At 60.8% G+C, this 12,836-nt stretch carries 11 protein-coding genes and 1 tRNA gene; 3 read left to right on the forward strand and 9 right to left on the reverse strand.

Translation table 11 applies throughout. The features are described 5' to 3' along the window. Positions 1–16: 16 nt before the first annotated feature. From NE852_RS06940 to NE852_RS06975, 8 genes are all read right to left on the reverse strand, one after another. Positions 17–178, reverse strand: coding sequence for a hypothetical protein (locus tag NE852_RS06940; RefSeq protein ID WP_008522574.1), 162 nt, complete (start codon positions 176–178; stop codon positions 17–19). 101 nt (positions 179–279) lie between these two features. Next, on the reverse strand, positions 280–1,116 hold the full coding sequence (locus tag NE852_RS06945) for a helix-turn-helix transcriptional regulator (RefSeq protein WP_008522572.1): 837 nt from the start codon (positions 1,114–1,116) through the stop codon (positions 280–282). Between the two features lie 72 nt (positions 1,117–1,188). After that, positions 1,189–1,416, reverse strand: a complete 228-nt coding sequence (locus NE852_RS06950; protein WP_008522570.1) for a DUF1127 domain-containing protein — start codon at positions 1,414–1,416, stop codon at positions 1,189–1,191. Positions 1,417–1,505: 89 nt separating this feature from the next. Continuing rightward, complete coding sequence (iolB, locus tag NE852_RS06955; protein WP_008522568.1) at positions 1,506–2,303, reverse strand: 5-deoxy-glucuronate isomerase; 798 nt, start codon at positions 2,301–2,303, stop codon at positions 1,506–1,508. Positions 2,304–2,480: 177 nt separating this feature from the next. Continuing rightward, entirely contained in the window at positions 2,481–3,398 is a 918-nt protein-coding gene (gene iolE / locus NE852_RS06960; RefSeq protein WP_008522567.1) for a myo-inosose-2 dehydratase, read from the reverse strand. A gap of 67 nt (positions 3,399–3,465) precedes the next feature. After that, on the reverse strand, positions 3,466–5,316 hold the full coding sequence (gene iolD / locus NE852_RS06965) for a 3D-(3,5/4)-trihydroxycyclohexane-1,2-dione acylhydrolase (decyclizing) (RefSeq protein ID WP_008522566.1): 1,851 nt from the start codon (positions 5,314–5,316) through the stop codon (positions 3,466–3,468). 200 nt (positions 5,317–5,516) lie between these two features. Next, positions 5,517–7,451, reverse strand: coding sequence for a 5-dehydro-2-deoxygluconokinase (gene iolC / locus NE852_RS06970; protein WP_008522565.1), 1,935 nt, complete (start codon positions 7,449–7,451; stop codon positions 5,517–5,519). Positions 7,452–7,543: 92 nt separating this feature from the next. Continuing rightward, positions 7,544–8,419 (reverse strand): MurR/RpiR family transcriptional regulator, encoded by an 876-nt coding sequence (locus NE852_RS06975; protein ID WP_008522564.1) that lies wholly within the window; start codon positions 8,417–8,419, stop codon positions 7,544–7,546. Between the two features lie 210 nt (positions 8,420–8,629). Here NE852_RS06975 and NE852_RS06980 point away from each other — a divergent pair, with 210 nt between their 5' ends. From NE852_RS06980 to NE852_RS06990, 3 genes are all read left to right on the forward strand, one after another. Continuing rightward, positions 8,630–9,745 (forward strand): Gfo/Idh/MocA family protein, encoded by a 1,116-nt coding sequence (locus NE852_RS06980; RefSeq protein WP_008522557.1) that lies wholly within the window; start codon positions 8,630–8,632, stop codon positions 9,743–9,745. Positions 9,746–9,833: 88 nt separating this feature from the next. Continuing rightward, on the forward strand, positions 9,834–11,051 hold the full coding sequence (locus tag NE852_RS06985) for an NAD(P)/FAD-dependent oxidoreductase (RefSeq protein WP_008522556.1): 1,218 nt from the start codon (positions 9,834–9,836) through the stop codon (positions 11,049–11,051). A 255-nt stretch (positions 11,052–11,306) separates the two neighbouring features. Beyond that, positions 11,307–11,397 (forward strand) — tRNA-Ser (locus NE852_RS06990). A gap of 44 nt (positions 11,398–11,441) precedes the next feature. Here the strand turns inward: NE852_RS06990 and NE852_RS06995 are convergent. Beyond that, positions 11,442–12,629 (reverse strand): helix-turn-helix domain-containing protein, encoded by a 1,188-nt coding sequence (locus tag NE852_RS06995; RefSeq protein ID WP_258156334.1) that lies wholly within the window; start codon positions 12,627–12,629, stop codon positions 11,442–11,444. Between the last annotated feature and the right edge of the window lie 207 nt (positions 12,630–12,836).

A 12,836-nucleotide genomic window follows, 5' to 3' on the forward strand; every position in this document is an offset into this window, starting at 1 on the left:
CTTTTGCTCATATCTTCTATTCCTTGTCACTCGAAGCGGCCGATGTCGCGGCGTCGGCCTCGTTCAGCGCCTTGGCGCATTCCTCGCAGCAAACCTCGACGGTCTTGCCGCCGAGCTTGACGGTGATGGTCTCTGCGCCGAGTTCACAGTCGCAGGCAGCGCATGTGGTCTTCTTCATCTGGTGATCCTCCGTTTGATGGTCCCGGGATCGGGGCAGGCTCATAAGATCACCGACGATCACATCGCCGCTGTCGAAATCTTTAGCGATGTGGCGGACCTTTACCTGCGGCGCAATTGCGCCGAGCGCTGGAATTCGGCTGGGCTCTGCCCGAAGGCCTTTTTGAAGGAAGCGCTGAAATGGCTGTGGCTGGAAAAACCGAGATCGAGCCCGAGTGCGGTCAGATCGTCATACCGGCTGAGCAGATCGAGCGCGCGGGCAAGCCGCAGTCTGAGCTGATAGCGGTAAAGCGGTGTCGCCTCGACCTGCTGGAAGACCTGGGTAAGATAAACGGGTGAAACACCCACTTCGGAGGCGATTTCTCCAAGTGTCCAGCGCCGCGCGAGATCGGAGGAAAGCACCAGCTTCGCCCGGTCGACTAGCTTCTGCCGGCCGGTGCTCGCGCCTGCCGCATGTGACGTGCGTTCGCCGAGAGAGCGGCGCACGAGCGTCAGCGCCAGTGTTTCCGCCTCCAGCGTTTCGGCGATGTTGCGGCTGAGACCATGACGCAGAAGAGCGACCAATGCCTGCGCACGCGGATCGATCCGCCGGCGCTGGCGACGGAAGGAAAATGATGGGCCGGCCTGTATCTGCTCCTTCGGCGCCAGCTCTTCGAGCAGGGATTCGTCGATCGCGAGATCGATACAGGCATCGCCGCCCTCGATGGGATGGCTGATGCGGTAGCCCTGGCTGGCGTTGAAAAACAGCATTTGATTGGCTTCGGCGACCGTATCGTTGCGGCCGACATGACGCATGAAAACGCCGCGATAGGGATAGACGAGGCTCGTCTTGTGGGCGCACTCCTCGTCGCTCTTATGGCGGCATTCGCCATTGCAGACGATGTCACGAATCGTGACGGTCTTTGTTTTCAGAAGCAGTGCTATTGAAAACTGCGACATCAGAGGTTCCTGATCAGACAGGCCGCCGATAAGGCGGCCCGTAGGGACACTATCACAAATGAGGCGGATGTTTCAGTAGCGACTATAGACATGGACGTCGCTTTCCGTTTGCCCCCGGGAAAGGCCGATATCCTTCAACTGATCGTCGGAAAGTTCCATCAGCGCATTGCGGTTGCGCCGTTCGCTGATCTTGCGCGCCAGCCAGCGGACTGCCGCGATTGCCTGAGGAAGCACGCCGGATCTGATATCGCGCGAAGAGCGAAGATGGTCGGCCGGTACGGTGAAATTCGAGCTATGCATGATGATCCTCCATCCTTGTTTGGATGGAGGCAGTGAACCATCAGCGGCGGATTTGCGCTGTCAGATTATTTAGCAATCGAACTCGGCTCTCACGCCTTCAGCAGCCACTCGTGTTCCGGAGCATTGTGGAACTTCCAGATCCGCTTTGGGCCTGCCATGACGTTGAGATAATAGAGATCATAACCGTGTGTTGCCGCGCAAGGATGATAGCCCTTCGGCACCAGCGTCACATCGCCATCCTCGATCGCCATCGCCTCGTCGAGCGAGCGGTCATCGGTATAGACGCGCTGGAAACCGAAACCCTGCGGCGGGTTGAGACGATGGTAATAGGTCTCTTCCAGGAAGCTTTCGTTCGGCAGGTCGTCCTGGTCGTGCTTGTGCGGCGGATAGGAGGAGGTGTGGCCGCCTGGCGTGATCACCTCGACGACGAGCAGCGAATGCGCCGAGCTGTCATCCTCGGGCATGATATTGTTGACGTAGCGAACATTCGTGCCCTTGCCGCGCGTCACCTGCGGATGCGTGCCGGGCGGAATCGCCTTCGCCTCATAGGCGCCGCCGCCGGGCGCCGAGCAGACGGCAAGTTCCAGTTCGGTCTCCGCCGTGACTGACCAAGTCGATTCCATCGGGATATAAAGCGCATGCGGCGCGCCGTCGAAGGGGTTCATACGCTCGCCGAGCGTGCCGAAATCACGGGTGCCGGCCGAAGCCTTGCCCTTGCCGGTCACCCAGACCAGGCAGACTTCCCGATCACCCGTCTCTCCCGAAATGGTCTCGCCCGGCTTGATCCGGTGCAGATCGAAGCCGACATAGGTCCAACCGGCATTTTCCGGGGTGACATGCGTGACGCGGCCATGTGTGCCGGACGGTTTGACCTTGAGGTTTGGCATCGGTGTTTCTCCTCGTAAGTTGGTGGGCGCGGCCCCCTCATCCTGCTGCCGCCACCTTCTCCCCGAGGGGAGAAGGGATGTGCCGCGCCGCCTCTATTCCCCTTCTCCTCAGCGGGAGAAGGTGCCCGGATGGCGGATGAGGGGCTGCTTGCTCCAGCGGTCCGGCAGATCTTGCCTTTATCCCTTGGGAAAGCCTTCCGTTTCAACGGTATAGCCCGCGGCCGTCATGACACGCATCAGTTCGGCATGGCCGATCTCCGCCATCTTCTGCGGCGGCGCCTTACGCGGATCCTGTTCGGCCTCGACGACGAACCAGCCTTCATAGCCGTGATCGGCGAAGCGCTGGACGATGGCGCCGAAATCGAGCGAGCCGTCGCCGGGAACCGTGAAGGCGCCAAGCGCCACAGCATCGAGGAAGGATTGGCGGCTGCGGTCGAGCCCATCCACCACGGACTTGCGGATGTCCTTGACGTGGACGTGGTTGATGCGGGCGTGGTGATTGTCGATGGCGCGCAGCACATCGCCGCCGGCAAAGGCGAGATGCCCGGCGTCGAGCAGCAGAGGGATGCCTTCGCCCGAATTACGCATGAAGGCGTCGAGTTCCGGTTCGGTTTCGACTACGGCCGCCATGTGGTGATGATAGGAGAGCGGCATGCCCTGTTCGGCGCACCATTCGCCGAATTCGGTGACGCGGCGCGCATAGGCCTTCATCTCGTCATCGGAAAGGCGCGGCTTGGTCGCGAGCGGCTTGGAGCGGTCACCCTGGATGGAACGGCCGACTTCGCCATAGACGATGCAGGGCGCGTTGACCGCCTTGAACAGTTCGATCATCGGCGCAATGCGGTCCTTGTTGGCTGCAAGCTCCTCATTGACAAGCGTGCCGGAGAACCAGCCACCGCACAGCGTCACGTCGGCGGCGCGCAGGATCGGCAGCATTTCTTCCGGATTGCTGGGGAAACGGCGGCCTTGCTCCATGCCGGTGAAACCGGCGCCGCGCGACTGCCGCAGGCATTCCTCGAGGGAGACATCGTCGCTGAGTTCAGGAAGGTCGTCGTTCCACCACGCGATGGGCGACATGCCGAGTTTGGCCTTCATCAATATTCTCCTTAAAGACATTGCGGAGGAGCGATTCCGCTCCTCCCGAAAATTGGCGATAACCTGTTCAGCCGATGCGCTGGGAAGCGCGGGCTTCGACGTAGCCCTTGCGCGCCTGGTTGACTTCTTCGCGCGGGCTGACTTCCGGCACCGCGACATCCCACCAGTGACCGCCGGCCTCGGTGGTAACAAGCGGATCGGTGTCGATCACGAAGACTGACGTGCGGTCGTTCTTCTTGGAATCGACGATCGCCTGCTCGAGTTCTGCGATGGAACTGACTTTGACGGCGATGGCGCCCATGCTTTCGGCGTGCGCGCGGAAATCGATCTCCGGCATCACCTCGTAATAGGAGTCCTTCAGCAGATTGTTGAAGTTCGCGCCGCCGGTGCCCATCTGCAATCGATTGATGCAGCCATAGCCGCGATTGTCGAGCACGACGATATTGACCTTGAGGCCGAGCATGACCGAGGTCGCAAGCTCGGAATTCATCATCATGTACGAGCCGTCGCCGACCATGACGACGACATCGCGCTCGGGATGCGCCATCTTGGCGCCGAGCCCGCCGGCGATCTCGTAGCCCATGCAGGAGAAGCCGTACTCCATGTGATAGCTACCCGGCGCCGTTGCCGGCCAGAGCTTGTGCAATTCGCCCGGCAGGCCGCCCGCAGCGCAAAGCAGTGTCGTGTTATCGCCGCCGATCGTACGCACGACCGCACCGATTACCTGCGCATCGGAGGGCAGGGCGGCATTGGTGGTCGCCATCGCCTTGGCCGCAGCCTCCATCCAGACTTTCTTTTCAGCGGCGGCCTTCTCGGCGAGTGCCGCCGGTGCCTTCCAGCCGGAAAGGCCCGAGGAAAGCGCCTTCAGACCCTCGCGGGCATCGGCCACCAGCGGGTGGCTGTCGTGTTTCACCGCGTCATAGGCGGCGATATTGAGGCCGACCATCTTCAGGCTATCGTTCTTGAAGAGTGCCCAGGAGCCGGTGGTGAAATCCTGGCAGCGCGTGCCGACGGCGATCACCAGATCCGTCTCTTCGGCAATCGCATTCGCAGCCGAAGTGCCGGTGACGCCGACCGAGCCGAGCGCCAGCGGATGGGTCTCGTTGATCGACGACTTGCCGGCCTGGGTGACGACGACGGGAATGGCATGGGCTTCGGCGAAGGCGGCAAGCTCCTTCGTCGCCTGCGAATAAAGCACGCCGCCGCCGGCAACGATCACTGGCTTCTGCGATGCCTTGATCAGCGCGATGGCGTTCGCGAGTTCGTCCGCGTCCGGCTGCGGCCGGCGGGTCGTCCAGACCTTTTCCTCAAACAGGCTTTCCGGATAATCGAAGGCTTCCGCCTGAACGTCCTGGCAGAGCGACAGTGTCACCGGCCCGCAATCGAGCGGATCGGTCAACACCTGCATGGCACGTTTCAGCGCCGTGATGATCTGTTCTGGCCGGGTGATTCGGTCGAAGTAACGTGAAACAGGACGGAAGGCATCATTGGCGGACACCGTACCGTCGCCGAAATCCTCGATCTGCTGCAGCACCGGATCGGGCGCACGGTTGGCGAAGACGTCGCCTGGCAGGAAGAGAACGGGAATGCGGTTGACATGCGCGACGCCTGCGGCCGTCACCATGTTCAACGCGCCGGGACCGATGGAGGTCGTGCAGGCCATGAAGCGCTGGCGGAAGCTCGCCTTGGCATAGGCGATCGCGGCATGCGCCATGCCCTGCTCATTATGGGCGCGGTAGGTCGTCAATTCCTGGCGCACTTGATAGAGAGCCTCGCCGATGCCGGCGACGTTGCCATGGCCGAAGATCGCCCAGACACCGCCGAAGATCGGCACCTTTTTGCCGTCGACGATCGTCATCTGTACTTTCAGGAAATGCGCGACGGCCTGCGCCATCGTCAACCGTACTGTCTTGCCCATCGGGGCCTCCCGAATCTTTTAACTCTTTGTCTGTTCCCCTCCCCAACCCCTCGCCACAAGGGGAGGGGCTAACTTGCCGCGCCGTTCCACGCCTATTGTAGCGCTTCTCCCAGCAGGACGGCTGCCGCCTAGTTGCGAGGCGGTGCCCCAAGTTAAGTCCCTCTCCCTTGTGGGGAGGGGTTGGGGAGGGGTCTTAATTCTCAGTGAAGCCCGCGCGTCTTAAGCCAGGCTTCTGTCAACTGCCGGAAGCGGCCGGCCATATCAGCGATCGCCTCCTCGTCATTCATGTTGCCCGAGAGCCAGGCGCGCGCCGGATCGGCAAAGATCGTCCGACCGACGGCGAAGCCCTTCACCGAGGGAGCTGCCAGCGTCGCCTCGAAGCAGGAGATCAGCTCGTCGGCGGGCGCTTCGAGCCCGAGGAGCACGATACCACGGCACCATGGATCGTTTTTGGCGATCACCGCATCTATTTTCTTCCAGGCGTCGCGCGACGCCTGCGGCTCGAGCTTCCACCAATCCGGCTTGATGCCGAGCGCGTAGAGTTCTTCGAGCGCGGTTGCGATCGTATCGTCGGTGAGCGGGCCGTTCTTGCCGGCGATGATCTCCACCAGGAGTTCGCGGCCCACCTTGCGCGCGGCCTCGAAAAGCGTGCGCAGCTTCTCCTGCTGCTCCGTCTTCAAGTCGGCCGGATCATCGGGATGATAGAAGCACAGGCATTTGATGCAATGTCCGAGCGGCCATTCCACAAGCTGCGAGCCGATATCCTGGCTGAATTCGAAGCGCAGCGGCTTCGAGCCCGGCAGTTCCACCGGCCGGCCGATCCAGGAGAAATTCTTCGTCGCCGCATCGAAGAAGGCGTCGCGGCCGAATCGTTCGTCGATCAGCATGCCATAGCCATCGCGGCCGTTCGAAACCCGGGCCGCCGCCTCGACCGCCAGCCGCTTGAAGGCGACGATTCTGTCATGGCCAACGCCGAGTTCATCGGCGACGCTGACGAGCTGCGAACGGTGATCGATCGCCAGCGCCATCAACAGCGGGATTTCGCCGCGCCGGGTCGATGCCCAGTGGATATGGTTGATCGCCTCGTCCTTGCGAAGCGCGCGATGTTTGCTCCCGGTCTTGAGGAAGAAATCGAGTTCCGCCCAGGTCGGATATTCCGGCGAGCAGAGTAGGCGGGAGACAGCAAACGCACCGCAGGCATTGGCCCAGGTGGCGCAGGTTTTCAGCGGCTCGTCGCGCAGGAAGCCCCGCAGAAAGCCGGACATGAAGGCATCGCCGGCGCCGAGCACATTGAACACCTCGATCGGGAAACCCTGGCCAACGATGCCGGCTTCGAGGTCGTCGGCGATCGGCCCGTCATAGACGATGCAGCCCATGGCGCCGCGTTTCAGGACGATCGTCGCCGGTGTCAGGCGGCGGATCTCTTTCAGTGCGCCGAGCACGTCATCAGCGCCGGAAGCGATGAGAATTTCCTCTTCGGTGCCGACGATGAGATCGCAATCCGGCAGCGTTTCTTTCATCTTCGAGGAGACGCGGTCGGATTTCACATAGCGCTCGAAGCCTTCTGCATGACCGGCAAGGCCCCAGAGATTCGGCCGGTAGTCGATGTCGAAGATGACTTTGCGGCCGTTTGCCTTGGCGATGCGGATCGCCTTGCGCTGTGCGGCCTCGGTATTCGGCCTTGAGAAATGCGTGCCGGAAACGAGAACGGCGCGCGAGGATTTGATGAAGTTTTCGTCGATATCGCTTTCTTCGAGCGCCATATCGGCGCAGTCGGAGCGATAGAAGATCATTGGCGACACGCCCTCGGCCTCGACCGCAAGCAGCACCAGCGCCGTCAGCCGTTCCTTGTCGGTGACGATGCCGTCCGTAGCGACACCTTCGCGCGCCGCCTGCTCGCGGATGAAGCGTCCCATCTGCTCGTCGCCGACGCGAGTGATGAGACCGGACTTGAGGCCGAGCCGCGCCGTGCCGATGGCGATGTTTGATGGACAGCCGCCGACGGATTTGGCGAAGGAGGCGATATCCTCCAATCGCGACCCGATCTGCTGGCCATAAAGATCGACCGATGAGCGGCCGATGGTGATTACATCAAGCGCCGGCTCCGGCTGTATGCCCGGATTCGATTGTACCATGATGTCCTCCCGCTAGATTTTGCGCGGCTTCCAGTGCCTGCGAATTTTCAATAATGAAACATTGGTTCCACAAAATTGTCAATTCGGAATGTTTATTCCATTTTCACTTTTGCGGGTTTTGAGTGCTGACGCTTGCGGCGCCGCTCGGCGATGGCAACAGGCAGCGCCATGGTGAGCGCCATCGAGGCCGAAAGTGAACGGAAGCCGGCGAAATCGGCTTCTGCGACTTCGAACCAATGCGTGGCGCAGGCGGCAAGGGGCGAGAAGGCCGAATCGGTGATCGCGATGACGGGCACGCCGCGATCGGCAAGCTCCTGGCTCTGGGTGAGGCTGTCGGCCGCATAGGGCGAGAAGCTCGCCGCGATCGCCGCATCCTTGGGCGTTGCGAACTGCACCATCTCAGGATCGACGCCGTTCGGCGAGGCGACGATCTGGTGACGGATGTTGAGCTTGGAAAAAGCGTAGGTCATATGCGCCGTCAGCGGATAGGAGCGTCGCTTGGCAATCAGATAGATCGTTTCGGCGCTGGCTAGGATATTCACCGCTTTGGTAAAAGTGTCGCTCTGCACTGTCGCCGCCAACCGATTGACCGACTGGTTTGCCGCGGCAATGAAGCCAGAAAGCAGATTGGCGTCCTCGTCGTCGCCGCTCGACTGCTCCAGCGTAACCAGGCGCTCTTCATAGCTCAGTGTCCGGTCGCGCAGCCTTTCGCGGAAGATGCTCTGAAGATCGGAGAAGCCCTCATAGCCCAGATGATGTGCCAGCCGCACCAATGTCGAAGGCTGGACGTCGGAAGCGGCCGCGATACTCGCCGTCGTGCCGAAGGCGATCTCATCGGGATTGCCGAGCGCAAAGGCGGCGACCTGCGCCAACCGCTTCGGCATGCTCGCCTTGCGCTCGATGATGGTGCTGCGCAGACTTTCGAAATCGCGCGGCACACGCGCGTGCCTCGGAGAATCGTTATCCATGCTTGCGGCTCACCAGATGAAACAAATATTCCATAATTGCCGAGCATAGACGATTTCAAACGGCTCGCCTAATTGTTTTTAATCTCCTGTAATTGAAGGGTTTTGAACAGTTTATCCGGCTGAAGGCCGGAAAAGCTCCGCCAGTAGTCTCTTGTCAAAATGATCCAAATATTCCAAAAATCCGCGGCATAGCTCTGGAGGAGACGGAAAATGAAGCCACTCGGCATCGGTTTGATCGGCACCGGTTATATGGGCAAGTGCCACGCCCTGGCGTGGAATGCGGTGAAGACGGTCTTCGGCGATGTCGAGCGTCCGCGTCTCGTGCATCTTGCGGAAGCCAATGCCGGGCTCGCTGAGGCGCGGGCTGGTGAATTCGGCTTTGAGAAGGCCACGGCCGACTGGAAGGCATTGATCGCTGACCCCGATGTCGACGTCGTCTCCGTCACCACGCCCAACCAGTTCCATGCCGAGATGGCGATTGCTGCCCTGGAGGCCGGCAAGCATGTCTGGTGCGAAAAGCCGATGGCGCCGGCGTATGCCGATGCCGAGCGCATGCTTGAAACGGCAAAGAAATCCGGCAAGGTCGCCGCCCTTGGCTACAACTACATCCAGAATCCGGTCATGCGGCACATCAAGACGCTCGTCGGCGAGGGCGCCATCGGCGTGGTCAATCATATCCGCGTCGAGATGGACGAGGATTTCATGGCCGATCCCGACGCCTTCTTCTATTGGAAGAGCGAGCTTTCCGCCGGCTACGGCGCGCTCGACGATTTCGCCGTGCACCCGCTGTCGCTGCTCTGGTATCTTTTCGGTCATGTCGAAGCTGTCATAACGGATATGGCAAAGCCTTATCCGGATCGCCCTTTGAGCGAGGGGGGCCGCCGCGCGGTCGAAAACCATGATGCCGCCAATGTGCTGATGCGGCTTGGCGGCGGTATTTCCGCGGTGTTGATGGCGAATCGGGCCGCCTGGGGACGCAAGGGCCGCATCGCTCTGCAGATTTTCGGCTCGAAAGGCTCGATCGTTTACGATCAGGAGCGCATGAACGAATTCGAACTCTATCAGGCCGAGGGGCGTGGCTCCGAACAGGGCTTCCGCAAGATACTGGCGGCACCTGCCCATCGGCCTTATGATCGCTTCATTCCGGCGCCCGGCCATGGACTCGGTTTCAACGATCTGAAGATCATCGAATGCCGCGAGTTGATTCGGGCAATATCGGGCGAGCCGTCGTCGATCGTGACATTCGAAGACGGTCTCAGGATAGAGAAGTCGGTGCATGCCATGGCACAGTCCTTCCACGAGCGTCGCTGGATCGAGATAGGCTGAATGTAAGATGCCGCTTTCCGTTGACGGCGCGCGGAGCAGGGGATAGGCCTCGGCAAGGTTGTCGGGCTCAGGTTTCGGGAGTGATATCGTGACGGATAGATTGGTGATCATCGGCGCGGGACAGGCCGGTTTCGCATTGGCGGCCAAGCTGCGTGCGTTGAAGGATACGCGCCCGATCAGCCTTATCGGGGCAGAAGACGTCGCTCCCTATCAGCGTCCGCCGCTTTCGAAAAAATATCTGCTCGGCGAAATGAGTTTCGACCGCCTGCTGTTCCGCCCGGAGCACTGGTATCCCGACAATGACGTCGACCTTCGTCTTTCGACCTGGGCCGAGCAGATCAGCCGAGACAACAAACAGGTCTTGCTGCAGGACGGCTCCGTTCTCGACTACGGCACACTTGTGCTCGCCACCGGCTCGACGCCTCGCCAACTGCCGGCCGCGATCGGCGGCGACCTCGAAGGCGTTTATGTCGCTCGCGACAAACGTGACGCCGATCTTCTGGCTGATGAAATGCGCCCCGGCCGCCGAGTGCTCATCATCGGCGGTGGTTATATCGGCCTTGAGGCGGCAGCCGTCGCACGCCACCGCGGCCTTGAGGTCACCGTCATCGAGATGGCCGACCGAATTCTGCAGCGGGTTGCGGCGAAGGAAACGGCCGACATCATGCGCGCGATCCATGAGACCCACGACGTCATGATTCGCGAGAAGACGGGCCTCAAGCATCTGATCGGCAAAGATGGCCGCGTCTCCGGTGCAGCGCTTTCCGACGGATCGGTCATTGATGTTGACTTCGTCGTCGTCGGAATCGGCGTCGTGCCGAACGACCAGCTCGCCAAGGAAGCCGGCCTTGAAGTCGCCAACGGCATCATCGTCGACGAATTCGCCCGCACCTCCGATCCGTCGATCTTCGCGGCGGGCGATTGCGCAGCGCTTCCCTGGCAGGGCGGCCGCATCAGGCTCGAATCGGTGCAGAACGCCGTCGACCAGGCCGAGGCGGCGGCGGCCGTCATCGCCGGCGGTAGCGAGCCTTATGAGCCCAAGCCGTGGTTCTGGTCCGACCAGTATGACGTCAAGCTGCAGATCGCCGGCTTCAATCTCGGTTATGACGAGACGTTGCAGCGCCCCGGCGCCCGAGAAGGTGCGCATTCGGTTTGGTACTTTAGGGAAGGGCAGTTGATCGCCGTCGACGCAATCAACGACGCGAAAGCCTATGTCACAGGCAAGAAGCTGCTTGAATCGGGCATTAATCCCGACAAATCGATTCTCGCTGATCCTTCCGCGGATCTAAAGAGCCTGTTGGGCTAAGATAGGAAACGACCGGTGAAAAGGATCGTTGCCGATGGCACAGCCGCCTTGCCGATCCTTTCCCGGGAGCCTGACGGCCAGACTAGCCCTGTTTTTTTGTGACGGGGAACGAAGCGAGATCAATTTCCGCGGATCGGTGCTGCGGAACCAGGCCCGTTTGCACAGCCAGCTGGAAGACTGCCCGGAGTATTTCTTCTGGTGAAAGCTCAAAAAACCCTTGCATTCACAGACCGGTCACCATAGTTAGGCCGCACCGGAGAGGTGGCCGAGTGGTCGAAGGCGCTCCCCTGCTAAGGGAGTATACGTCAAAAGCGTATCGTGGGTTCGAATCCCATCTTCTCCGCCATTTTGATTTCTGTCCAGCCCGGAGACATAGGTAACAGATCGTACCTAAGACATGGGTGACAACCTCGTGCCGAACGGGTTGTCGATGGTTTGTAAGGTCCTCTGCTCCAGGTCGATATATCCGAGATCATAGTGCATGAAGCTGACGAGCCAAATACCGTCGTCGACTTCCTTGATGCCGAGTTTCTGTCCGGCCAGCACGGTGGAGATATTGATCTTCTTGCGGTGCATGCAGATGCGGCCGCAATTGGTCACCAGTGCGTCACGGTCGTGGAACGGATAATCGATCTCCGGTAGCCCGTTATATCGGCGCGCCGATGGCGTGTAGAGATCGACCGGCACCTTCATCGCCAGGGCTTCATGCGGCCGTTCGGTATTGAATTCGCTGACGAATGCATCGAAGCGGGCCTGCTGCTGTAGGATATTTTTGCCGGGTGGACGCGTCGCCTCTTTCTTCAGCGTCAGGTGCATGCGCTCATGCCGGCCATTCTCTTGCGGATGGCCCGGCCTGATGCGCTCGAGGCCGATGCCGAGCCGCAGCCACCAGACCGACAGCTTCGACAGATTGTAGAGGCCGTTGGGACTGGCGAATGGCAGGCCGTTGTCGCTGCGGATGGCATTCGGCAGACCGCGTTCGGCAAACAATCGGCGGAACGCCTCGAACACACCCACCTCCTTTGTCGATTCGAAGGCCTCGCAGGCGAGCAGGAAGCGTGACATCTGGTCGGTGACCGTCAGCGGGTAACAGTATCGGCCGTCACCGAGCTTGAACTCGCCCTTGAAGTCGGCACACCACAGATCGTTCGGCAGCAATGCTTGCGATAGGGCCGTTCCCTCAGCCCGAAAGCGGTGTCGCCTGCGGGCATGAGCGACCAGCCCGTGCCGGTCGAGCACCGCGTGCACCGTGCTCTTGGCGGGAATGCGCACATCGCCGGCCAGGCGCTTGACCAGCAGTTCTCTGATCTTCCTGGCACCCCAATGCGGCTTGTTCTTCTTGCACGAGATGATCATCGCCTCGACCGGCTCAGGCAGTTGATTGGCGTAACGCACCGGCCGGCGAGACCGATCCGTCAGCGCCTCCAGGCCATCATCCTTGTAGCGGTTGAAGATCTTGTAACCGGTCTTGCGCGAGATGCCGAACTCCCGGCACACATCGCTCATGCCTTCGCCCTCAAGCAGCCGGGCGACAAAACGTAGACGTTCCTCCATCACCGAAGTCTCTTTCCACGGCATCAACACCTCCCGCCAAAACCGAAAAGTGTTACCCATGTCTCCGGTACAAAACGTCACCTATGTCTCAGGTCGGGCATTCCCAACATATATCGGTCGTTAGCCCCTGACGGAGAATCGTGTTCGCTTAGTCGGCTGTGCCCGACGGCTGAATGCTGGGAAGATCCTTCGCCTCGATCGAGGAGAATCGCCTGCGGGAATCATTCCCGC

Source organism: Rhizobium sp. Pop5 (genome assembly GCF_024721175.1).
Taxonomy (GTDB): domain Bacteria; phylum Pseudomonadota; class Alphaproteobacteria; order Rhizobiales; family Rhizobiaceae; genus Rhizobium.